Here is a 22,014-nt window from a genome sequence, read left to right as displayed (position 1 = left end):
TGTCTCACTCCATTATTTTCATTGATCTGTATCTAAAATCGTGCTCTCCAAAGCATTGACAGTAAAATACTCTTGTACGGTCTTTTTCTCACCGTTCACTTTTTTGTCATACTCAACCGTAATTCTCCATACCGGCGCCAGCACCTGTGTACTTGTCAGCGGATATTGCGCAACGTAGCCGAATTTGACACTCTTTATCGTACTGTACTCTTTTAATTGATTTTGGTAATACAATAACTCGACCGCATCCATTTCAGTGATCAGGCTTTCCTTCTGGATTTGCTTAAAGGTGTCAAGCGTCGTCTGGTCGTATGACACAACCTCGTTTTTATCGTTCAAACGCAAAATCACTTGCCCGATCATATTAGAAGACGTGTCGGTTTGCTGATAAATATAATGGCCCTCATATGTTTGGAAGAAAATAATTTCTTTTTGCGATTTATCAACCTTCCAAAGCTTATATTTTTCACCGTCTTGGATTTTCGAAGAAACAAGCGCCTCGGCATCGTCCTCGATTTTCTTCTTGGACAAGGCGATCGGATTTGTAAATTTCATTTTCAGGGTCGTTACTTTACGATCATCACTAGGCATGTCCATCAATGGCTTTTGATCCTTAAGCGCCTCAATTTCGTCCTTGGTGAAGGCCTTTTGATTCGCTGTGATTCGGTAGCCTTCTGTCGCTTCCTTATTCAGCCCTTCATACGTAATATGATCGGCCTTCATGTCATGCTCGACATCATTTTTAATGACTTCGTAATCTTTGCTGGTAGACTGCCATTTTTGAAAAAACTGATAGCCTAAGAAAATATCTAAAATGAGGAAGGCAACGATGAAGATTGATTTTGTCTTATTCCACTCCACTGTTTGCCCCCTCCTTCTTCAATAGGTCCTTCGTAATCGGCACAATTTTCCCGTTTATTTTCATCGCCCAAACAGGTTCCAGCTCAACAAGAGGGTCATTATTGGATGATGTTGATACCAATTGATACGCAAGGAAAATCTGATCAATTTTATCCGTATTATAAGCGGTTTGTTTAGAAAGCAGCAGCTTCACTTCACTTCCGCTCATCAGCTCAGTCTCAGTCGTTTTAATCGGATTTGTCCCGAGACTGAAATTCGGCCGCTTATAGCTGAGAATTTCATCGTTCGCCCACTGTACCGTAATCGCTGATGTTGCTCCAAATGGTTTGGAGGTGCTGTTAATGACCGGCGTCTGGTCCATAAAGATATAAAAGCTTAGCTGCTGACTGTCATTGATATTGAAAAATTGATAATGATCTGTCCAGCTTCCCGTATCCTCAAGGTATTTTTGGCTCTTTTTAATCAATTCTCCGGTTTGATAGGATGTGCTCTGCACCAAATTGCGCTGTTGAAATTGCACCTGGCGCTGGCTTAAATTCACATCTAAACGGCTGATCCCATCTGTCAGTACGTTTCTGTTGTTATAATTCGAATCTTCTCTTACAATGCTTGGATCGCTGAACAACGCTTGCTTAAAGGTGTTTGTTTTAATGGATTCTGTCACAAATTCTTTTTTATCCATCGTAAGCGTTTTGTTCGGCAACAGAAACTCTTTCTTGGAACCGATAGAGAACAGACTGTATGCCGGCATGTTTGATTGACTGTTTTTCAAGTCATTCATCATGTTTCGGTAGTTTGCCGATTCAACAGTCACTTCCAGAATCAGCTGCTTGCTGAAAGATACCAAATAGATTTTCTTGTTCGCTTTTGTTTCATGAAGCGGAATCAGAATGTGGTCAAACGAACTGTATTCAAATGACTGGTTAGACCATTTAAACAGCGTTTGGAAAATATCAATCGGAATCGTGTCATTGAATTGCAAGTCGAGTTTAGCATCATACCCGCTTATCCCATAAAACCAGCTCTTAAATGCTGTCTTGTCATACTGATCAGAAATATCTTTGATTCCTTTTACATCCCAATGCGGCAAGTCAGACCAGACTTCATGATAAAGGGAATCATCGTCCACTTTATAATGAGCGCCGCTATCATGGATAAACATGTCTCTCGGCCTTACCGTTTCAGACAGCCTTTGGGTGTTTTTTTCAATTTTATGCTTCTCACGCACAGGAGACGCTGTTGAAGATGAGCCTCCGGAAAAATTTGGCTGGAACGTCCATATCCCCCACGTAAACACAAGGCTGATGACGACGAGTACCGTAAGTAATATCGTTTTTATATTTTCACGCTTCATCCCAATCATCCTCTTGTTCCTCTTTATATGGAAGAGTAAATGTAATCGTCGTGCCTTTTCCTTCTATGCTGTCCGCCCAAATATCCCCGCCATGCGCCTGAACCATTTCCCTGGCAATCGCCAGTCCGAGACCGGTCCCGCCGAGCTTTCTCGTTCTTGCTTTATCCACCCTGTAGAAGCGGTCAAAGACTTTTTCGACATCTTTTTTCGGAATACCGATCCCTTCATCCTTGACGCTAATATAGAGAAGCTCTTCCTCTTCATTTACGTCAATTGAGAATGTCACATGTCCGCCTTCCGGTGAGTATTTCAGAGCGTTGGAAATAATATTATCAAGCACCTGCGTAATTTTATCTTGGTCAATCTCAACATACAGATTTCTATCCGGCAGATTACGGATAAATTCCACATGCTGTTCTTTTGTCATTTCAAAACGGTCAATAATAAGGGACATAAACCGGACAATTTGAATCCATTCCCGGTTAAATTGATAATCCTTGCTGTCGAATTTGGAAAGCTGAAGCAAGTCATTGACAAGCCGGATCATACGCTCCGTTTCATTTTGCGTCACCATTAAGAAACGCGGGGCAATGTCTTTATTTTCCCACGCGCCTTCGGCTAACGCTTCTAAATAACTGCGCATTGTCGTAAGCGGCGTCCGCAGCTCGTGTGATACATTTGCCACGAATTCTCTGCGCTCCTGATCCATTTTCTCTTGCTCGGTTACATCGTAAATGACCGCAATTAAGCCATCAATTTTGCCATGTTCCCTTTGAATCACAGAGAAATTCACGCGAAGCACCGTTAATTGATCATCACGCTCAATTTCAAGCAGCATAGAATCCTGCTGCTCCACTAAATCTTCAAACGTATAATTCTCTTGAATCCCCAGCAAACTCGTAATCGGCATTTCTAAAGCTGTTTCACGTGAAACGTTCAACAGCTCAAGCGCCGGGCTGTTTAAGAGAATAATCGCTCCGTTACGATTCGTGGCGATAACGCCGTCTGTCATATACGCAATAACAGAAGCTAGCTTTCTGCGTTCTCCTTCTGTCATCGCCTGGGCATCTTCAAGCTCTTTCGTTAAGTGGTTAAACGTGGTGGCGAGCTGCCCGATTTCATCATGCCCATACTTTTTAACCTTCCTCGAGAAATTCCCTTTCGCAAGCTCCATCGCCTGCTTTCTCATATCTGAAAGCGGGTGGGTGATGGTTCGCGCCAGAAAAATACCGAGGAGCGCCGTCAAAACGAGCGCCAAACCAGTGCCGGACGCCAGTATCGTGTTGATGGTCTTCATTTGGTTAAAAACTTCTTCCATACTCGCGACAACATAGATCGCACCGACAACTTCTTGGTTTTCAGTCATGACGGGCTTTGCGGAAATGAGCACTCTAATTTTGCTTCTCGGGTCATAGTACTTTCTTAAATACGATTGTTTAGTAGAGAAAATCCTTTTAAATATGAGATCAGTCGTTTGTTTCCCTGCTACTTCCTCACCATACGGTTTTGATGAACCGACCACTTCATAGCTTTTATCTACAAAACTAATTTCCCGAACTTCATCACTTTTCGTGAAATCATTCAAAATACGGCTGACGTCATCCTTGATGACGGTACTGTCGTTATCACTTTTATATTCTTGTTCGATATAGTAAGAAAGGTTGTCGATTCGCTGATTCAGCGACTGTTCATAAGAGCTCATCAGCGATTTCTCGACCTGATTGACAAAATACACCCCAATGATTTGCATGGCAATGATGATCAAAAGCACATAGATCAAGGTAATCTTAAATTGGATCGACCGAAAAAAACCAACCTTATTCATAAGGGCATTAGTCCTGTTCTGGGTTTCTCAAGTAATAACCAACTCCGCGGCGCGTGACAATCCAGTTTGGATGGCTGGGGTTGTCCTCAATTTTTTCACGAAGCCGGCGGACTGTTACGTCAACCGTTCTGACATCACCGAAGTAATCATAGCCCCAAACGGTTTGAAGCAAATGTTCACGTGTCATCACTTGTCCGATATGTTTTGCTAAATAATGAAGCAATTCGAACTCACGATGAGTCAATTCGATTGTTTCATCTCGTTTTGATACGACGTACGCGTCAGGGAAGATGACGAGAGAACCGATATGAATCTCGTTAGAGGACGGCTCTTCCTCCGCAGGCGCTGTTGTCAGCTGTCGGCGCAAGTTCGCTTTTACACGCGCCAGAAGCTCACGTGTGCTGAATGGCTTTGTCACATAGTCATCCGCACCGATTTCAAGCCCGATGACCTTATCAATTTCTGAATCCTTGGCCGTCAGCATAATGATCGGCATATCGTATTTCTTTCTGACTTCACGGCACACTTCAACGCCGTCTTTATTAGGAAGCATAATATCTAAAAGAATTAAATCAGGCTGAAGCTCTTCTACCATTTCAACGGCTTCATTTCCGTCGTGGGCGCAGTGCACTTCATAGCCTTCTTTTCTTAAGTTAAATTCCAATATATCTGCAATCGGTTTTTCATCATCTACTACAAGGATCTTTTTATCCATCATTTTGATTTTCCTCCTGCCGAATAACTTCATTTCATCTATATCCTATTCATTTCATCACTTATGGCCCTGTAAACAATAGGTCCTTGTCTATTATAACGGTTTAAGGTGAAAAGATAAAAAAAATAAAGGTTTAGAAAAAAACACATGTTTCACCTTTATCCGCCAATGGTTTCTCTTTTGTCATACTGGTAAATCTTTTAAAAAAAATGATCATTCAATTGAAACCTCCCCTCATAGGAGTGCGTCTTTATCAATGACGTCTTCTTCTTTGAACCGGCCGCAGGGCCGGTTCTCCCTTTTTCTTCTATTATAACACTTCTCATGTTTGCCTTTTCCTAAAAGAAAAAACGCACCTACAATTGCAGATGCGTTTGGTAAGTGGCTCGGGACGGAATCGAACCGCCGACACACGGATTTTCAGTCCGTTGCTCTACCAACTGAGCTACCGAGCCAAATGTTTTATTTTTCTCTACTATGTAAAGTAAAATGGCGGTCCGGACGGGACTCGAACCCGCGACCTCCTGCGTGACAGGCAGGCATTCTAACCAACTGAACTACCGGACCTTACAGTAATTGCCCGGAGAGCTGTCGTGTCAGCTCTCACAGACAAATAAGGAATTTAGCAATAACGCTAAAGTAAATCAATGACCCGTACGGGATTCGAACCCGTGTTACCGCCGTGAAAGGGCGGTGTCTTAACCGCTTGACCAACGGGCCTTCACGAAATGGTGAGCCATGAAGGACTCGAACCTTCGACCCTCTGATTAAAAGTCAGATGCTCTACCAACTGAGCTAATGGCTCTCAATATGCCGGATATTCCATAGAGCAAACGACTCGGATCAAGTTCTCATCTTGTACTCTATTGAAGCAGTTTCCGTAACAACGAGATTTATAATATCACGAACAAATAGAAGTGGCAATAACTTTTTTGGTTTTTTTTCATATTTTTTTCTCAGACCAACTTATATGCGGCTTTCAAACAAACAACAAGCCCCAGAATTAGGGGCTTGTAAGGGCATGATCTATTAGTTCGCACGGTACACGCTGCGAAGGACATTTGTCTGTGCACGGTCTGGACCGACAGAGAAAATAGAAAGCGGAATGCCTGTCAGCTGAGACACACGCTCAAGATAGTGGCGCGCGTTTTCCGGAAGCTCGCTCAAGCTCTTCGCACCTGTGATATCCTCAGTCCAACCCGGCATTTCTTCATATACCGGCTCACATTCAGCAAGCGCTTTGAGGCTTGCCGGGAATTCTTCAATGATTTCGCCTTTGTAGCGGTACGCCACACAGATTTTCAGCGTTTCAATTCCTGTTAAAACGTCAATTGAGTTCAGGGAAAGATCTGTAATTCCGCTCACACGGCGGGCGTGACGGACAACGACGCTGTCAAACCAGCCGACACGGCGCGGACGGCCTGTTGTTGTTCCATATTCACGTCCGACTTCACGGATTTGATCACCGATTTCATCTTTCAGCTCAGTCGGGAAAGGACCATCACCGACACGAGTCGTATATGCTTTTGATACACCGACAACGTGCTGAATTTTGGTCGGGCCGACACCAGAACCAATCGTGACACCGCCGGCAACCGGGTTAGATGATGTCACAAACGGGTATGTTCCTTGGTCGATATCGAGCATAACCCCTTGCGCGCCTTCAAACAATACACGGCGGCCATCATCAAGCGCATCATTTAAGACAACAGATGTATCGCAGACATATTTTTTAATCTGCTGGCCGTACTCATAATATTCGTCTAAGATTTCCTCAATTTTAAACCCTTCTGTCTCGTACATTTTCTCAAGCAGACGGTTTTTTTCTTCAAGATTGCGTTCAAGCTTTTCCGCAAATGCGTCACGGTCTAACAGGTCCGCGATCCGAATTCCGATGCGGGCTGCTTTATCCATGTAAGCAGGGCCGATTCCTTTTTTCGTTGTGCCGATCTTGTTAGCCCCTTTTCGCTCTTCTTCCACTTCATCCAATTTCAAGTGATACGGCAGAATGACGTGAGCTCTGTTGCTGATTCTCAGGTTATCTGTACTGACGTTGCGCTCGTGAAGATACGCTAGCTCTGTGACTAATGCTTTCGGGTCTACAACCATTCCGTTTCCGATCACACACGTTTTATCCTTATAGAAAATTCCAGACGGGATTAAGTGAAGCTTGTATGTGACTCCGTCAAACTTGATTGTATGCCCTGCGTTATTTCCGCCTTGATAACGGGCGATCACTTCTGCATTTTCTGACAGGAAATCTGTAATTTTACCTTTTCCTTCATCGCCCCATTGCGTACCTACTACAACTACTGAAGACATGTCCGTGCACCTCCGTTAACCTTTCAAAACGATTCTATTCAAACAAATCAAGTTTATCAGTGAAGAAACAGAAAGTCAATTGTAAATCCGAACATTAAATTAATGTAAATCTATATTTGTTCGCTTTCATTCGTTTTAGAAGCGTTTTCTCACCGATTTGCCATCAAAAGCTTGCGAAACTTTTGTCCTTTACCATAAAAAAGTCTCACTTGCCTGATAGCCCTTTTGTATTCATAAAAACGACTCGCCAGCCGTCCGGATCCTCTATCGTCACGCCTCCATGGCTCCAGTAAGGGTTCTCTGATTCCACCTGTTGATAGCCCATGTGCTGAAGCTTTGACGTGATCGCTGCCAGTTCATCAGCGTCAGGCACATAAAAAACGAGGAGACTGTCGGGATGGGGAACAGGGGCACTGCTTTCCCCCTCATATTGAGTGAATTCCAAATGATAATCAGCACGCGGGAGGCCGTACATGACACCGTCGTATCCGTTATGCTGCGAAAATTCTCCGATTCGTTTCAAGCCCAGCCCCTCTTCGTAAAAACGAATGATTTCATCTAGCTGGCCCGTAGGCCGGGCAATCCGGATTTGCGCAGCGTGAAAATATGAAAAACGATTTCCCATGTTACCATCTCCTTTTTACACCATTTTATTAAAACGCTTTCAAACTTACATCCGCTGAGCGACCGGAATGTCTTCCATCTTTCGAATGAAAAAACCCCAAGATCAGCTCTTGGGGTTTATGCGCCAGGCGGAACACCTGCGTCATCAAAACGCCGTTCCAGGTTGACGAACTTATTGTATTCTTTTACGAACGCAAGAGACACGGTTCCCACCGGGCCGTTACGCTGTTTGGCAATAATAATTTCGATAATGTTTTTATTCTCGCTCTCTTTATCATAGTAGTCATCGCGGTAAAGGAACGCGACAATATCCGCATCCTGCTCGATACTTCCTGATTCCCGAATATCAGACATCATCGGACGTTTATCCTGACGCTGCTCAACACCACGTGAGAGCTGAGAAAGCGCGATAACAGGGACTTGCAGCTCCCTGGCGATCGACTTCAGCTCACGGGAAATTTCTGATACTTCCTGCTGACGGTTATCCTTTGACCGCCCGCTTCCCTGAATCAATTGCAGGTAATCGATCAAAATCATGCCGAGTCCGCTTTCCTGCTTTAAACGGCGGCACTTGGCGCGGATTTCACTCACGCGGATACCCGGTGTATCATCGATGTAAATTCCGCTGTTTGACAGGCTTCCCATCGCCATCGTCAGCTTGCCCCAATCCTCTTCCGTCAGGTTTCCGGTACGAAGATTTTGGGCATTGATATTTCCTTCGGCACAGAGCATACGCATCACGAGCTGCTCTGCACCCATCTCAAGACTGAAAATCGCTACGCTTTCGTCGGTCTTGGTCGCCACGTTTTGGGCGATGTTCAGGGCAAAGGCCGTTTTCCCCACAGACGGACGGGCAGCCACAATGATCAAGTCGTTGCGCTGGAACCCCGCAGTCATCCGGTCAAGTTCTGTAAACCCTGTCGGAATTCCCGTAATATCGCCTTTTCGATTGTGAAGCTGCTCGATATTGTCATAAGTCTGGACAAGGACGTCCTTAATATTTTGGAAGGCACTCGTGTTTTTGCGCTGTGCCACTTCCATAATCGTTTTTTCCGCTTCACTGAGTAAATCCTCGACCTCATCCTCACGGGTATATCCGTCTTGAGCGATGGTTGTCGCGGTTCTGATTAATCGGCGAAGAATCGATTTTTCCTCAACGATTTTCGCGTAATATTCTATGTTAGCCGCTGTCGGCACCGAGTTTGCGATATCTGTCAGATATGAAATGCCGCCCACTTCTTCCAGCAGTTCCGTGTTCGCAAGCTCAGACGTAACCGTCACTAGATCAACAGGCTCACCCCGGTCACCGAGCACCAGCATCGCATTATAGATTTTTTGGTGGGACATTCTATAGAAATCATCTGGTATCAATACTTCTGAAGCCAGTGTTAAAGCAGACGGCTGTAAAAAAATAGCGCCTAACACGGCTTGTTCGGCTTCTATGTTTTGAGGAGGAAGCCGATCATTTAGAAGGTCTGTCATGCTAAGCACCGTCCTCTCATTAAAAAATCTCCAAACCCCATTCTACCATTTCTGCAGAAAAAAAATAGAAAATTTGTTGGTTTCCTATTTTTTTCAGCTAGCCGATTGGATCGTTTTGGACAGCAACAGCTCGGGAAATACGAAATAAAACGTGAGGGAGGAATGAAATATGATGAAAGAATATGCCGTTACACCCAATGTCGATGCGGACGGCTGGTTTATCAAAGTGGAGAATGTGGCGCCGACAGCTTTGTATACATCTAAGGACGCCGCAATTGAAAAAGCCAAACAGGTGGCAAAAGAAAACAGTCCGGCAAAGCTTGTGATTTATGACAAGTTTAAAAATGTGGAAGAAGAACACTCATTTTAATGATTAAAACCCTTCGCTGCAGCGGGGGTTTTTTTAGCGATACTCGCTTATTTCATCCATTGGAAGCCTGTGTGCATCATCAGATCAGCGGCTTTTTGATACAGGTCCCACTCCTCGAATAAAGCACATTTCCCCATCAGCTCCTGAAGCTTTCGCTTCACTTCTACATATTCTTCAAAGGTGACAGCTTTCTGAGTGTCTTTTTGGTGTTCAATCAGCATTTGTCTTAATAATGGCAACTGCGCGTGCATAGGAACCCTCCTTTACCTCTTTTATAACGGGCATTTTCGGATTGCTCCACTCCTTTGTGACATCTTCTTACGTTTCCCATCTGATTCTTGTACAATGGACAGAAGAGAGGAGGGATCTTTTGTGAGACCTTTGCAAATTTCTGCTGAAACTGCACAAAAGCTTGCAGCGTCCTTGAATCTGCCGCTTGAACAGATCATGCATATGCCTCAGCATACCCTGCTGGCCAAGTTGGCTGAATTGCAGAAAGAAGAAAAACAATCGTAGCATTTCGTTCGCATACTTGCTTACGTCTTACGGAATCATAATCATTATATGTTAGAAAGAAGAGGTAACTGCTTTGCCACATCCACAAAATAAAAAAATCCAATCGTTTTGGCTGATCGCCGGCATCATTTTTATTGCGTTTAACTTACGGCCCGCGATCACTTCAGTCGGTCCGGTCATCAGCTCAATCCGGGCAGAGCTGCATATGTCCAATGGGGCGGCCGGGTTTTTGACGGCACTCCCGCTGCTATCGTTTGCCGTTTTTTCTCCGCTTGCACCCAAGCTTGGACAGCGGCTCGGAAATGAACGGACATTATGGCTTGGCCTTTTGGCACTGTTAATCGGCGTCTTGGTTCGCTCTGCCGGCTATACTCCCGCTTTGTTTTTCGGAACGGCACTCATCGGTATCGGAATTGCGCTCGGAAACGTACTTTTGCCAAGCTTAATCAAACATAAATACCCCGAAAAGTCAGGGATCATGATCAGCCTGTATACAACATCAATGAACATATTCGCCGCTTTGGCATCGGGTGTCAGCGTTCCTTTAGCGGCCCAGATGGCTGGCGGATGGAAGCAGGCCTTTCTCCTATGGGGCGGGCTGGCTTTACTCGCATTGCTGATATGGATACCACAGCTGCGCCACCGCGATACGGCAAACAAAGCGGTAAAGCTTCAAACCAGTTCCATTTGGGCTTCAAAAATGGCATGGTATGTCACCATCTTTATGGGACTGCAATCCTTTTTGTTTTACAGCAGCATCACCTGGTTTCCCGAAATTCTCCGTTCCCACGGGATTGATACGGCAACAGCCGGATGGATGGTGTCACTGATGCAATTTGCGAGTCTGCCTTCCACGTTTCTGACACCTGTTTTCGCAGACCGCTTGAAACACCAGCGCGGCATTGTTGCGGGGCTGATCGCCGTTTACCTCATCGGGCTGTGCGGATTGCTGGCAGGCGGCAGCCACACACTTCTTGCCATCTGGATGGTGATTATCGGTATCGGACAAGGCTCCAGCATTAGCCTGGCACTCACTTTGATTGGCCTCCGCAGTGAAAATGCCCAGCAGGCCGCGGCGCTGTCAGGCATGTCACAGTCTTTCGGCTACCTGCTTGCGGCCATCGGGCCAATCTTTGTCGGCTATCTCTTTGACCAGACGCATTCATGGACAATGCCGCTTATCCTTCTCATTGCTGCCCTGGTTGCAATGGGAGCAGCCGGACTGGGAGCCGGACGGGATCAATACATTTTTCAGACAGGAAGACAAAGAAATTCAGCCTAAAAAAATGACAAAGCCCTAAAATGAAAACCGTTTTAGGACTTTGTCATCAACTGAGAGGCTTGGATTGCGCCAAGCCTCTTTTCTATTTCTATTAAGCTTCTTCTTTCACATGCACCTTCAATACAGCCTGCACCTCAGGATGCAGCTTCACAGGCACGTTTGTGTAACCTAACGCGCGAATACCATCCGGCAGGTCAAGTTTCCGCTTATCCACTTTAATCTTATGGTCTTTTTGGAGCTGTTCAGCAATTTGCTTGCTAGTCACAGAACCGAATAAACGGCCGCCTTCACCTGATTTCGCGCTGATCTCAACAGTCAGTTTTTCTAAAGTCTCTTTTAGGCTCTTAGCCTGCTCAAGTTCGGCGATGGCTTCTTTCTTCTCTTTCTGCTTTTGTCCGTTTAGCGCGCTGATGTTTGACGCATTCGCTTCAACCGCGAGGCCTTTTTTAACCAGAAAGTTTTGCGCATATCCGTCTGCTACGTTTTTGACTTCGCCTTTTTTCCCTTTTCCTTTTACATCTTGCAAGAAAATAACCTTCATCTCTGTACGCCTCCCTCAAAATACTCATCTATGGCGTGCTTCAGCCGTTCCAGCGCTTCCGTTACTGAAATGCCGGACAACTGAGTCGCCGCATTTGTTAAATGTCCTCCGCCTTCCAGCGCCTCCATGATGATCTGAACATTGACCTCGCCAAGTGACCGCGCACTGATGCAAACGGTTTGTTCATCTCGTCTCGCGACAGCAAATGAAGCCTCAACCTCACTCATCGACAGCAATGAATCAGCTGCCTGCGCAATCAGCACTTGATCGAAGTATTCCTCCTCATTTTCAGGAAGAGAAGCAATCGCAATGTTCTCTTTATAAAGGACCGTATGCTGGATCAGCTTTGCCCGTTTAATATAGGAATCAACGGTTTCTTTCAGGAACTTCTGCACAAGCACCGTGTCGGCGCCTTTAGCCCTTAAATAAGAAGCCGCATCAAAAGTCCGCGAGCCCGTGCGGAGAGAAAAGCTCTTTGTATCCACTATTATACCAGCTAATAGGGCTGTTGCTTCAATCATATTGATTTTTAAGCGCTTCGGCTGATATTCAAGCAGCTCAGTCACCAATTCCGCTGTCGAAGAAGCGTACGGCTCCATATAAACGAGCAACGGATCTCTGATAAACTCCTCACCCCTGCGGTGATGGTCGATGACCACGACATGTTCAATTTTATTGACCAGCCGTTCCTCCATGACAAGTGACGGCTTATGTGTATCAACGATCACAAGCAGCGTGTCATCATTGGAAATTTCCATCGCTTCTTCAGGCGTAATAAACCTTGACCACAATTCTTCATATTTTTTGATTTCTTCAATCAAGCGCTGGACACTTGATCCGATTTGATTTGGATCAATCACGATAAAACCATCTTTGTTATTTGCCTGTGCGACCTTTAAAATCCCGATCGCCGCGCCGATAGAATCCATGTCGGGGAATTTATGCCCCATGATAATGACATTGCTGCTTTCAGAGACGATTTCTTTTAAGGCGTGAGAAATGACGCGGGCCCGCACCCTTGTTCGTTTCTCCATCGGGTTTGTTTTACCTCCGTAAAACTTCACCTTGCCGTTCGGCAGCTTAATGGCTACTTGGTCTCCGCCGCGCCCCAGCGCCAAGTCCAAGCTGGATTGCGCCAAATCGCCAAGTTCTTTCAGCGAGGAGACTGAAGCCCCGACACCAACGCTCAACGTCAGCGCAACGCCATCAAATGAGGTTTTTTCCCGCACCTCATCAAGAATCGAAAACTTCGAATTTTCGAGTTTCGTTAAGATATGTTCATTAAGCACAGCGATAAAGCGTTCTGAAGACGTCCTTTTCAGGAAGATCCCATACTCCTGCGCCCAAGCGTTCAGCAAAGATGTCACCTGGCTGTTCATCGTGCTTCTCGTCTGGTCATCCAATCCTTGTGTCACATCATCATAGTTATCAAGGAAAATATACGCCAGCACGGTTCTTTCGTTTTCATAAAGCTTTTCAATCTGGATTTGTTCTGTTACATCAAAGAAATACAGCAAGCGCTCATCCCGTTTGATGACAACCTTAAACTTGCGGTCATTCAATGTAACCGTTTCCGATTCCACCTCTTGTTTGATGAGCGGCACAACCGATTCACAAGTGTCGTAAAGTGATCTCCCCACTAATGTGCTTTCATTAAAGCAAGAAGAAAGAAACGGATTTGCCCATTCTATATAATATTGGTCATTAAAAAGCATGATGCCAATCGGCATTTCCATCAATGCCTCTTCACCGACTTTTTTCAACCTGTAGGATAACGTAGAAATATAAGCATCAATCTCTTGTCGAATAAGAGAATCAGCGCGTTTAATAAAAAACAAAATAACTGCAAGCAGCAGCACTTCGACGGTTCCTAATATCCAGTTAAAATAAAAGCTGATGAGGATTGTAATGATTGACAGAGCAATCATTGCATAGATGGGATACCGAAACAGCGGTTTTTCATAAAAGCTTGGCAATTCTATCACTCCCCACCATGTGAGTAAAACTCATGTTCACTTCACCTTTTTCCTTATATGAAAGCCTATATCTATTACGCCTAAAATGCGAATCGCTGCCATAAAAATCGGATGCATCAGCCCAAGAATCACTGCAATCACTGCCGCAGCCTTCGGATATTGTTTTTTATGGCAATAGAAAAAGATAAATGATAAACCTTGGATGAAAATCAGAAACCCGAGTATAAACTCCCCATTTAAAGCGATAGAGTACAGCATTTGGCCCTTTTCTAAAGGCAAAAATGAAAGCAACACAATCATTAAATACAGCACTACAACACTTTGTGGAAACTTCAACTCTCTAAAAGGCTTTAGATTAGGAATATCGGGGGAGAATCGCCTTAAGAGCGGCTTAGCGATAAGGTAACTGAGGAAAGAAAAAATAGCTCCGACCATCACAATAGCTGTTGGAAAAAGATATTGAACGATACCCATTTGTTCTTCCATCAGTTTCAATTGCTTATCAAGCTGTTCAGCATTGCCCGACTGCTTCACTACCGTTCCTACCATATCAAGAGTCTGCCGGTATTGTATCATTGCTTCATCAATGATATTGATACCCAAAAACTGAATGCTTATCACAAAATAGAAGACAATACAAAGCATATAAATAAGAGCGCCCGAAATGATGGCGTTCCCGGGTTCTTTCTTCTTGAAAAAGTGCCCCATGGCAATGCCAGCGCAAGCTGACATAAAAGCTAAAATAAGTCCGTTGAAAGACCCGACAATAAAAACAACCGGAAGACTGACAGCGCCCATCCACATCCCTAATTTCAATCCATGTCTGATCGTATACAGGATCAAGGGCAGAGGCATTGCCAAAAACAGAATTGTTCCGATCACAGGTACATATACGACCAAAAGCGTGATGATCGCAAAAAGACTGATTAAAACAGCACCTTCCATTAATGCTCTCGTTTGTTTCACTTAGTCACCTCGTATCATCCTGAACACACGAATAGAAAAGAGCAGCATAAACGACTGCTCTTTCTTCATCGCTGCAACATGCTTTGCACCGAAAGTTTTCATATCTTCTCTGCATTTTCCTTTTCCATTTTAACATAAGTCCAAATCGCAAGTAAAATGACGCTGATGTTTCATGTGAAACATTGCAAATGAAAAGACATTCTTTGAAAAGAATGCCCATCACGATTAATGTTTATCATCCATAAAGCCAGAAGATTCCTTGTTTTTCTTTTTCGTTTTTCTGACATACATAAAGATTAAAATCACTAGTAAAAGGGTTGTTGCTTGCAGAACGCCGCTGCTAAACAAGAAAAAATTCCTTATCATGTCCCACATGTGTTTCACCTCATTTGCATGTTCTCAACCCGTATCCTTTATAAGGTGAATTTCCCGTTTTAAAAACTTCAAAACATCATGAACAACATTGAGCGTTGGGCATATGCTGGTATGGAATCTCATTGATAAAGGAGAATTGTTAAATGGATGAACGCAGAACATTGGCTTGGCATGAAACATTAGAGTTGCATGAGCTGGTCGCTTTTCAGTCAATCGGACTCATTAAACTGAAGAAAATGATAAAGGAAGTAAGAGATCCCCAGCTTAAACAGCTTTATGCCGTATCCATACAAGCCATAGAGCAAAATCTAAGAGAGCTTCTCCCATTCTTCCCACAAGCACCGATGGCTCGTGATGACGAGGAAGAACGCGCGGATAACCCATTCTACAGCGGCGACCTGCTTGTTCTTGCCAAAACATCAGTCCGCAACTACGCGATCGCCATCACTGAAACAGCGACACCTCAATTAAGAAATGTGCTTGTCAAACAGCTCAACGCAGCCATTAAGTGGCATGCGCAAGTATTCCAATACATGTATCAGCACGGATACTATCCAGCCTACAACCTTTCTGAACTATTGAAAAATGATGTCAGAAACGCCAACAAAGCTCTTTCAATGAAATAAAACAAGCAGCAAAGGAGATCCCTTTGCTGCTATTTGTGCTGATCCTTCAGCATGCCGTTCGAACGATAAGATTCCAGCACATCTCTGTTAGATTCTCCCCACTCTTTCATTTGCAACACGATTGGTTCCAGCGTTCGCCCGAATTCCGTCAGAGAGTATTCAACCTTTGGCGGCACCTGATGGTATACCTCACGATGCACGATGCCATCCGCTTCCAGCTCCCGCAGCTGAAGAGTGAGCATTCTTTGGGTGATACTCGGGCAGATCCGGCGAAACTCATTAAACCGCTTCTTGCCATCTATCATGTGATAAAAAAGAATTCCTTTCCACTTTCCGCCAATGACATCTAGCGTAAATTCAACTGGACAGCCTTCTTTGTTCGGGTATTTATTCTTTTTTTCACTCATACTTGACCTCCAATAGTACCTTTTTTGATACTACATTACATTTCGCAACTTAGCTACCCAGTATTTTACACGCCTTTTCTCTTAGGCTCAAAGAAAATGCTTTTTATTCACATCAATTTTTAAGGGTTTGCATGATTACACCCGCATCAAGACGTGTTAAACTATATAAAGATGACAATACTTAAAAAAAGATAAGGAGCTATCATGGAAAAGATACTTATTTTTGGACACCAAAACCCAGACACAGATACGATTTGTTCTGCGATTGCTTATGCTGATTTGAAAAACAAACTTGGCTTCAATGCTGAACCAGTCCGTCTCGGACAAGTTAACGGAGAAACACAATACGCGCTTGACTATTTCAAACAAGAAAGCCCGCGTCTTGTTGAAACAGCTGCTAACGAAGTAAACGGTGTTATCCTGGTTGACCATAACGAACGCCAGCAAAGCATCAAGGACATTGAAGATGTTCAGGTTCTTGAAGTGATCGACCACCACCGCATCGCTAACTTTGAAACAGCTGAGCCGCTTTACTATCGCGCTGAGCCTGTAGGCTGCACGGCTACAATCTTAAACAAAATGTACAAAGAAAATAACGTGAAGATCGAAAAAGAAATTGCCGGCCTGATGCTGTCAGCGATCATTTCCGATTCTCTGTTATTCAAATCTCCTACTTGCACAGACCAAGACGTAGCTGCTGCAAAAGAGCTTGCTGAAATCGCCGGCGTAGATGCAGAAGAATACGGCTTGAACATGCTAAAAGCTGGTGCTGACTTAAGCAAAAAAACAGTCGAAGAACTGATTTCTCTTGATGCCAAAGAATTTACACTCGGCAGCAAAAAAGTCGAAATCGCACAAGTGAATACAGTGGACATTGAAGATGTGAAAAAACGCCAAGCTGAATTAGAAGCTGCGATTTCTGCCGTTGTGGCCGAAAAGAACCTTGACCTATTCCTTCTTGTCATTACAGACATCTTAGAAAATGATTCACTTGCCCTTGCGATCGGTAACGAAGCAGCGAAAGTGGAAAAAGCGTTCAACGTTACATTAGAAAACAACACAGCCCTCTTAAAAGGCGTTGTTTCTCGTAAAAAACAAGTCGTCCCTGTCTTAACTGACGCAATGGCTGACTAATGAAAAATCATCCCGCGCAGGGATGATTTTTCTTATTCGCCAAGCTTTTCAATCTGTCCCATCACATCGGTGATTTGCTTTGCGTTTTGGACAATGTCGGACTGCTCCAATTCCTCAAGCGATACTTTGCCTTCCTCCACTTGTTTCAATACATCTTCAGCACTTTTCTGCAACGTTTCATTATGCTCCTGAATGGTTTGATGGATCTCCGCGGCGGCATCGGGCGGTGTTAATTCATTAAAATCAGCGGCAGCCTGCTGAATCGTTTCAAGCTGCGCTTCAAGTTTTTCTTTCGCCTCCGCGTCATTTACAGCTTGTTCAGCCAATTCAGGCGCCTCCTCTGCAAATGTCTTCACCTTCTCCACATAGCCCGTCGCTTCACTCGTATAATTCAATCCGTCAGTCACCTGATCAAGCATACCGCATCCACCTGCACTCAAAAGCTCCACTCCGGCAACAACAGTCAACATGATTTTCATCGTCAGCCTCCTCATCGTTTCTTCTTCATCTTTTCTTTTAAGATCGGGATCAATTTTTCTTTCGCTAATGGCAGCCCTTTCCTCACCAATTCACGCTTCAGCCACTTTTTCAGCTTAGACATCCTGACGCTCCTCTCCCTTTATGTTAAAAATGAAAAAACTCCACCGATTTTGGTGAAGTTAGAAACAAAAAGACCTTCACCAAATCAGATTTGGCAAAGGTCTCGCTAACAATGAGATTGCCAGCAAAGCCGAGGACATCTTGTCCCGTAATGACGACTTTACTGTGAAAGCTACTCCCCTTTGGAGTGTTCATTTTTATTACTTTCATTCTAAGGCACCGGGCCTGAGCAGTCAAATTTCTGTTGTCCGTTTACGTAAACGCACGCTGTGGTATGTAAAATTTGAATGGTATTTCCATCAGGAGATCATGCTATGACAGAGGAGGTTTTCATCATGAGTCAAGAGCGCGTGAAACGGCCTGGACATACCAGATGGTACATATCTTCGTTACTCAGCGGCATTATTATTCTTAATTATTTTGACCGAGTGGCCATCTCTGTAGCGGCCCCTGCGATACAAGATTCGTTTCACCTTACAGCAACCGAACTCGGCATCGTGTTTTCCATTTACACTTATTCCTATACACTGATGCAACTGCCTGTCGGCAGTTTGCTGGATCGGTTTGGCGTGGCGTGGGTCACGAGGATTGGAATGACCATATGGAGTCTTTTAACCATCCTCCTTGCTTTTTTGCAAGGAAAATTACTGTTGTATCTATTTCGCTTTCTCATTGGGCTGACGAGCGCCTCCGCGTTCCCTGCCGCTTCTAAGGCAACCGCTCAATGGTTTCCTCCAAGTGAGCGGGGGTTGGCAAACTCACTGTTCGACTCGGCCGCCAAGTTTTCAAACGTGATCGGCGCGCCATTGGTCGCCTTTCTCGTCACTGCGTTTGACTGGCGTGTCGCTTTTTTGACGATTGGATGCATCAATGTGCTGTTTACAATCTTTTTCTGGCAGTATTATGAGCAGCCTGAACGACACAAACGCATTTCCAAAGGTGAGCTAAACTATATCCAAAAACACAATTCAATCACAACAGAGCAAATCCCTTATAAAACGGGTCCGCTATTAAAAAAGCTATTCTCCAACCGGAAAGTATGGGGCTTAATGATCGGATTTACAGGGTACGGCTATACATTCAACCTGCTGCTTACCTGGCTTCCGACTTTCTTTAAACATACATACGGAATGGATATCATGTCGTCCGGTTTATTTACGGCTGTACCATGGCTGATCTCAACCATTTCCGGAATTGTCGTCGGCGGCTGGCTCGTCGATTACTTTATTAAGAAAGGTTATCCCAACACCAAAGTATACCGAACCGTAATCATTGTCGGAATGAGTTTCGGCTTTTTCTTTTTAGGCTCCATTCTGACGAACAATATCACCGTCGCGATTATCTGCATTTCAATCGGACTCGCCGGCATTTCCGCAACCGCTCCAGTCGGCTGGTCCATCTCCGCAGAGCTCGCGCCGATCGGTTCCGTGTCCATGCTAAGCTCTATGGTGAACCTGGCAAACAACCTGTTTGGAGGCATTATCGCTGCTTCGCTGACAGGATATTTGGTTGATGTGACAGGCTCCTTTACGCTCAGCTTTCTGGTAGCCGGGCTGGTATTGCTAATAGGCCTGATTTTTTATGTATTTGTTCTAGGGGATGTGAAAAGGATTAAACTGGAATAGAGAGCCGACTCGAACGGCTCTCTTTTTGTGTGACAAGATAAGAAAAATTGTTACAATTTCTTCACTCGGTTTCTAATCAAATGTAGATAGAGCTTTCAAAAAGTGATGTAAAGAATAAAAAACGATTTCAACTAATCATCAGCATACAGAACCCCATTGATATTATCATCCATTTTTCCTATTTAACTCAGATATACCATGATGTAACATTAAAAATAATCTATAAAACACCCAGTAGCGCCGGGTCATTTGAACCAAAATCAGAAGGAGCGTTGGCAAGATGTTAATGATGGAGAAGGTCTCATTATATGCTATGCAAGGCACATTAAGTGTTAAAAAGGACCACTTGGTTCAGCTCAAGTCCTGCAAAACGGAGTTAAAAAGCATAAAAGAGGAATTTATCGACTCAAAAGATACAATGAAAAATCCGAAGCTCTCAGCTAATACTTGGCAGGGCAGTCTTGCTGACTCATTTACAGAAACGAGAAATGAAATTAAAACAGCTTATCATGATATCGAATTCAATCAATTCAATAATTTATTAGATAAGTTAAATGAACATATCACATCAATTCAAGGTGAGATCGATACGCTTGGCAAAGAGATTAGCTCATTAAAAGGAAAAATTGAAAGATTGGAAAAGGAAGAGAAAGAGTCTCATCAGTAAAAGGAGTTCAGATCAATGAGTCTAGAAGTGAAAGTCAAAACCGATGAAGTCAAACAGGCAATTTCTAAGTTAAAAGGCTCTAACCACGGAAAGAGTTTCAACATTCCGGCAAATATAAGCGGTCAAAACCACCTAGATGTTCTGACTAAAATTGAAAGCATTAATAAAGAATTAGAAGGTTTAACAAAAGTATATACTTCGACCCTGACTAAACAATCCATACAAACTGAACAAGCCATTGAAGCACTACAGCATACTGATGAAACGCTGGCTTCCTCTATAAAAACCCAATAAAAAGGAGGTACTATCATTGAAAACACTTGATGTTCAAGCATTCCATAACGGCATAGACGAAACATTGACTGCATTGAAACACCAAACAGAAGAAATTAAGAGAGTTAAAGAAAGCATTAAGGGTATCACGTCTCTCGATGATGCATTAAAAGGGAAAGGCGGTGAAGCCATTCGCTCTTTTTACGAAGAATGCCACATCACTTTTCTTCTTTTTTATGAATCTTTTATTTCTGACTATAAAGGAATTTTAGAAAAGATGAAAAGCGCCTTAGAAAATTTAGAACCTACAGAAAATGGATTGATCTCGCAGAATTTTTTAGAGCATGAACTTATAGACGGAATCTCCAAGGCTGAATCATTAACAGCTAAACTAACCGATAAGGCGAACCAAACTGCCCAAACCGTCAGTCATATTGCAAACTTGCCTGCCCTAGATGACACTGCTGTTCATGAAAATACAAAAAAAGCCGAGAGACAAATTAACGAAACAATTGAAAAGCTACACACCTTTGATCGTGAACAAGCAGCAGCCTTAACAACAGCTGAACAAGACTTAACCACAATGAAACAATACATCGACCAGCTTAAGCAAATGTATACAGGGCCAAAAATCGAAATCTCTACCTATCAGAGCGGAGCAATTTTTGAACCTCAACCTACATCAGTTGTGAACCAAGCCACCCCTGAGTTCCAGAGTAAATTGCAAAATCCTGATAAAACCCCCATAGGAAAAATGCTCAAGCGCTTTAGTGAAAAAGACGAAAAGGGGAAAGTTGATGATGTCACAAAAGAAGAGCTCCCGTTTGAAATCGACTGGATGTACCCTATAGGAAGTGCAGGAAGTGCTTACGGTACAGCTACTGCTGTTAAAGACTTTGGAACAAGTGTAAAACATGTCACCAAGGATGGAGTTAGTATAAAGAAAACAAAAAAGACATTGAAAAACGGACAGACAATTAGAGGTTATAAAGTAGAAAACGGGAAAGTAATTAATATAAAAGGGAAAAATTATCCGGATTCTTGGACTAACTCTCAATTGAAAGCAGGACATACACCCGAAATTGCAAGACAAACCAAAGTCCCTTCAGCTGTAAAAGGCGCAATGAAAAGTAAACTAGGTTGGGCCGGCGTAGCAATTACTACAGGGGAAGACTTGATAAATAATATAAATGATCCTAATGCTTCAGTCGAGAAGACAGTAGGAGATGTTGGGGTTGATGTTGGAATTGGGGCTGTTACTCTAGGAGTTGGAGCTGGAGTTGGCGCACTATTTGTTGGAACTGTAGGTCTTCCTGTAGTAGCTGCTGCTGGAATAGGGTTTATTGCCTCTATAGGTGTCTCTGAATTACTTGGCGGATTTAAATGGGGAAAGGACAAGAAGAGTGTGACTGATATGGCTAAAGATACTGTAGAATCCGGACTAAAAACGGTAGCTGGTTGGTTTAAATAGCT

23 protein-coding genes and 4 tRNA genes are annotated in these 22,014 nt (G+C 43.7%); 9 read left to right on the top strand and 18 right to left on the bottom strand.

Annotated elements, in window-relative coordinates:
- Positions 1–18: 18 nt before the first annotated feature.
- The 11 genes from BV11031_RS19340 to dnaB all read right to left on the bottom strand — a co-directional run bounded on the left by BV11031_RS19340 (position 19) and on the right by dnaB (position 9,183).
- Complete coding sequence (locus tag BV11031_RS19340) at positions 19–861, bottom strand: WalRK two-component regulatory system regulator WalI (protein WP_121641620.1); 843 nt, start codon at positions 859–861, stop codon at positions 19–21.
- On the bottom strand, positions 848–2,215 hold the full coding sequence (gene yycH, locus BV11031_RS19335) for a WalRK two-component regulatory system regulator WalH (RefSeq protein WP_121643680.1): 1,368 nt from the start codon (positions 2,213–2,215) through the stop codon (positions 848–850). The genes BV11031_RS19340 and yycH overlap by 14 nt, the downstream gene beginning before the upstream one ends.
- Positions 2,205–4,040 carry a cell wall metabolism sensor histidine kinase WalK gene (walK, locus tag BV11031_RS19330; protein WP_039074911.1) on the bottom strand — a complete coding sequence of 612 codons (1,836 nt, stop codon included), beginning with the start codon at positions 4,038–4,040 and terminating at the stop codon, positions 2,205–2,207. The genes yycH and walK overlap by 11 nt, the downstream gene beginning before the upstream one ends.
- A gap of 7 nt (positions 4,041–4,047) precedes the next feature.
- The gene (gene walR, locus BV11031_RS19325) at positions 4,048–4,755 is read right to left on the bottom strand and encodes a cell wall metabolism DNA-binding response regulator WalR (RefSeq protein ID WP_003244363.1); all 708 of its coding nucleotides are present in this window, start codon (positions 4,753–4,755) and stop codon (positions 4,048–4,050) included.
- Positions 4,756–5,137: 382 nt separating this feature from the next.
- Positions 5,138–5,210: transfer RNA gene (locus BV11031_RS19320), tRNA-Phe, on the bottom strand.
- 35 nt (positions 5,211–5,245) lie between these two features.
- Positions 5,246–5,322 (bottom strand) — tRNA-Asp (locus BV11031_RS19315).
- An 81-nt stretch (positions 5,323–5,403) separates the two neighbouring features.
- A tRNA-Glu gene (locus BV11031_RS19310) sits at positions 5,404–5,475 on the bottom strand.
- 9 nt (positions 5,476–5,484) lie between these two features.
- A tRNA-Lys gene (locus BV11031_RS19305) sits at positions 5,485–5,560 on the bottom strand.
- A 224-nt stretch (positions 5,561–5,784) separates the two neighbouring features.
- Positions 5,785–7,077, bottom strand: coding sequence for an adenylosuccinate synthase (gene purA, locus BV11031_RS19300; RefSeq protein ID WP_039074910.1), 1,293 nt, complete (start codon positions 7,075–7,077; stop codon positions 5,785–5,787).
- 205 nt (positions 7,078–7,282) lie between these two features.
- A complete protein-coding gene (locus tag BV11031_RS19295; protein ID WP_129550867.1) occupies positions 7,283–7,702 on the bottom strand; it encodes a VOC family protein in 420 nt (139 codons plus the stop codon).
- 116 nt (positions 7,703–7,818) lie between these two features.
- The gene (gene dnaB, locus BV11031_RS19290) at positions 7,819–9,183 is read right to left on the bottom strand and encodes a replicative DNA helicase (RefSeq protein ID WP_039074908.1); all 1,365 of its coding nucleotides are present in this window, start codon (positions 9,181–9,183) and stop codon (positions 7,819–7,821) included.
- Between the two features lie 169 nt (positions 9,184–9,352).
- On the opposite strand from dnaB, the gene BV11031_RS19285 reads away from it, so the two are divergent.
- Positions 9,353–9,553 (top strand): DUF2188 domain-containing protein, encoded by a 201-nt coding sequence (locus tag BV11031_RS19285; protein WP_082022651.1) that lies wholly within the window; start codon positions 9,353–9,355, stop codon positions 9,551–9,553.
- Between the two features lie 47 nt (positions 9,554–9,600).
- Here the strand turns inward: BV11031_RS19285 and BV11031_RS19280 are convergent, their stop codons facing one another.
- A complete protein-coding gene (locus tag BV11031_RS19280; protein ID WP_129550866.1) occupies positions 9,601–9,804 on the bottom strand; it encodes a hypothetical protein in 204 nt (67 codons plus the stop codon).
- Between the two features lie 121 nt (positions 9,805–9,925).
- Between BV11031_RS19280 and BV11031_RS19275 the strand changes: the two genes are divergently transcribed.
- Both BV11031_RS19275 and BV11031_RS19270 read left to right on the top strand, forming a co-directional pair.
- Complete coding sequence (locus BV11031_RS19275) at positions 9,926–10,069, top strand: YycC family protein (RefSeq protein WP_052245589.1); 144 nt, start codon at positions 9,926–9,928, stop codon at positions 10,067–10,069.
- A gap of 73 nt (positions 10,070–10,142) precedes the next feature.
- Positions 10,143–11,351 (top strand): CynX/NimT family MFS transporter, encoded by a 1,209-nt coding sequence (locus BV11031_RS19270; protein ID WP_129550865.1) that lies wholly within the window; start codon positions 10,143–10,145, stop codon positions 11,349–11,351.
- 91 nt (positions 11,352–11,442) lie between these two features.
- On the opposite strand, the gene rplI is transcribed toward BV11031_RS19270, so the two are convergent.
- From rplI to BV11031_RS19245, 4 genes are all read right to left on the bottom strand, one after another.
- Positions 11,443–11,892 carry a 50S ribosomal protein L9 gene (rplI, locus tag BV11031_RS19265; protein ID WP_039074906.1) on the bottom strand — a complete coding sequence of 150 codons (450 nt, stop codon included), beginning with the start codon at positions 11,890–11,892 and terminating at the stop codon, positions 11,443–11,445.
- Positions 11,889–13,868: a cyclic-di-AMP phosphodiesterase GdpP gene (gdpP, locus tag BV11031_RS19260; RefSeq protein WP_129550864.1), complete on the bottom strand. Its 1,980-nt coding sequence runs from the start codon at positions 13,866–13,868 to the stop codon at positions 11,889–11,891. Before gdpP ends, rplI begins: the two co-directional genes overlap by 4 nt.
- Positions 13,869–13,904: 36 nt before the next feature.
- Complete coding sequence (locus BV11031_RS19255; RefSeq protein WP_129550863.1) at positions 13,905–14,834, bottom strand: YybS family protein; 930 nt, start codon at positions 14,832–14,834, stop codon at positions 13,905–13,907.
- A 225-nt stretch (positions 14,835–15,059) separates the two neighbouring features.
- The gene (locus tag BV11031_RS19245) at positions 15,060–15,209 is read right to left on the bottom strand and encodes a hypothetical protein (RefSeq protein ID WP_087993668.1); all 150 of its coding nucleotides are present in this window, start codon (positions 15,207–15,209) and stop codon (positions 15,060–15,062) included.
- Positions 15,210–15,352: 143 nt separating this feature from the next.
- On the opposite strand from BV11031_RS19245, the gene BV11031_RS19240 reads away from it, so the two are divergent.
- A complete protein-coding gene (locus tag BV11031_RS19240) occupies positions 15,353–15,835 on the top strand; it encodes a spore coat protein (RefSeq protein ID WP_039074902.1) in 483 nt (160 codons plus the stop codon).
- Between the two features lie 29 nt (positions 15,836–15,864).
- Here BV11031_RS19240 and hypR read toward each other — a convergent pair whose 3' ends face one another.
- On the bottom strand, positions 15,865–16,242 hold the full coding sequence (hypR, locus tag BV11031_RS19235) for a transcriptional regulator HypR (RefSeq protein WP_121641626.1): 378 nt from the start codon (positions 16,240–16,242) through the stop codon (positions 15,865–15,867).
- Positions 16,243–16,446: 204 nt separating this feature from the next.
- Between hypR and BV11031_RS19230 the strand changes: the two genes are divergently transcribed.
- Positions 16,447–17,376, top strand: coding sequence for a manganese-dependent inorganic pyrophosphatase (locus BV11031_RS19230; RefSeq protein WP_100739630.1), 930 nt, complete (start codon positions 16,447–16,449; stop codon positions 17,374–17,376).
- 32 nt (positions 17,377–17,408) lie between these two features.
- Here BV11031_RS19230 and BV11031_RS19225 read toward each other — a convergent pair whose 3' ends face one another.
- Positions 17,409–17,855 carry a DUF6376 family protein gene (locus BV11031_RS19225; RefSeq protein ID WP_129550861.1) on the bottom strand — a complete coding sequence of 149 codons (447 nt, stop codon included), beginning with the start codon at positions 17,853–17,855 and terminating at the stop codon, positions 17,409–17,411.
- A 435-nt stretch (positions 17,856–18,290) separates the two neighbouring features.
- Between BV11031_RS19225 and BV11031_RS19220 the strand changes: the two genes are divergently transcribed.
- From BV11031_RS19220 to BV11031_RS23085, 4 genes are all read left to right on the top strand, one after another.
- A complete protein-coding gene (locus BV11031_RS19220; RefSeq protein ID WP_100739632.1) occupies positions 18,291–19,601 on the top strand; it encodes an MFS transporter in 1,311 nt (436 codons plus the stop codon).
- 280 nt (positions 19,602–19,881) lie between these two features.
- Positions 19,882–20,268, top strand: coding sequence for a YwqH-like family protein (locus tag BV11031_RS19215; protein ID WP_129550860.1), 387 nt, complete (start codon positions 19,882–19,884; stop codon positions 20,266–20,268).
- Between the two features lie 15 nt (positions 20,269–20,283).
- Positions 20,284–20,562: a DUF5344 family protein gene (locus BV11031_RS19210; RefSeq protein ID WP_129550859.1), complete on the top strand. Its 279-nt coding sequence runs from the start codon at positions 20,284–20,286 to the stop codon at positions 20,560–20,562.
- 16 nt (positions 20,563–20,578) lie between these two features.
- Entirely contained in the window at positions 20,579–22,012 is a 1,434-nt protein-coding gene (locus BV11031_RS23085; RefSeq protein WP_241739792.1) for an LXG domain-containing protein, read from the top strand.
- Positions 22,013–22,014: the final 2 nt, after the last annotated feature.

Source organism: Bacillus vallismortis (assembly GCF_004116955.1).
In the GTDB taxonomy this organism is placed as follows: domain Bacteria; phylum Bacillota; class Bacilli; order Bacillales; family Bacillaceae; genus Bacillus; species Bacillus vallismortis.
Note: the sequence above shows the minus strand (reverse complement) of the source record. Positions and strands in the feature narration are given on the sequence as shown.

Excerpts from the sequence above, each read along its gene's own strand:
- yycH (WP_121643680.1), bottom strand. The coding sequence starts at position 2,215 with ATGAAGCGTGAAAATATAAAAACGATATTACTTACGGTACTCGTCGTC.
- walK (WP_039074911.1), bottom strand. The coding sequence starts at position 4,040 with ATGAATAAGGTTGGTTTTTTTCGGTCGATCCAATTTAAGATTACCTTG.
- walR (WP_003244363.1), bottom strand. The coding sequence starts at position 4,755 with ATGGATAAAAAGATCCTTGTAGTAGATGATGAAAAACCGATTGCAGAT.
- purA (WP_039074910.1), bottom strand. The coding sequence starts at position 7,077 with ATGTCTTCAGTAGTTGTAGTAGGTACGCAATGGGGCGATGAAGGAAAA.
- BV11031_RS19295 (WP_129550867.1), bottom strand. The coding sequence starts at position 7,702 with ATGGGAAATCGTTTTTCATATTTTCACGCTGCGCAAATCCGGATTGCC.
- dnaB (WP_039074908.1), bottom strand. The coding sequence starts at position 9,183 with ATGACAGACCTTCTAAATGATCGGCTTCCTCCTCAAAACATAGAAGCC.
- BV11031_RS19285 (WP_082022651.1), top strand. The coding sequence starts at position 9,353 with ATGATGAAAGAATATGCCGTTACACCCAATGTCGATGCGGACGGCTGG.
- BV11031_RS19280 (WP_129550866.1), bottom strand. The coding sequence starts at position 9,804 with ATGCACGCGCAGTTGCCATTATTAAGACAAATGCTGATTGAACACCAA.
- rplI (WP_039074906.1), bottom strand. The coding sequence starts at position 11,892 with ATGAAGGTTATTTTCTTGCAAGATGTAAAAGGAAAAGGGAAAAAAGGC.
- BV11031_RS19245 (WP_087993668.1), bottom strand. The coding sequence starts at position 15,209 with ATGTGGGACATGATAAGGAATTTTTTCTTGTTTAGCAGCGGCGTTCTG.
- BV11031_RS19240 (WP_039074902.1), top strand. The coding sequence starts at position 15,353 with ATGGATGAACGCAGAACATTGGCTTGGCATGAAACATTAGAGTTGCAT.
- hypR (WP_121641626.1), bottom strand. The coding sequence starts at position 16,242 with ATGAGTGAAAAAAAGAATAAATACCCGAACAAAGAAGGCTGTCCAGTT.
- BV11031_RS19230 (WP_100739630.1), top strand. The coding sequence starts at position 16,447 with ATGGAAAAGATACTTATTTTTGGACACCAAAACCCAGACACAGATACG.
- BV11031_RS19225 (WP_129550861.1), bottom strand. The coding sequence starts at position 17,855 with ATGAAAATCATGTTGACTGTTGTTGCCGGAGTGGAGCTTTTGAGTGCA.
- BV11031_RS19220 (WP_100739632.1), top strand. The coding sequence starts at position 18,291 with ATGACAGAGGAGGTTTTCATCATGAGTCAAGAGCGCGTGAAACGGCCT.
- BV11031_RS19215 (WP_129550860.1), top strand. The coding sequence starts at position 19,882 with ATGTTAATGATGGAGAAGGTCTCATTATATGCTATGCAAGGCACATTA.
- BV11031_RS19210 (WP_129550859.1), top strand. The coding sequence starts at position 20,284 with ATGAGTCTAGAAGTGAAAGTCAAAACCGATGAAGTCAAACAGGCAATT.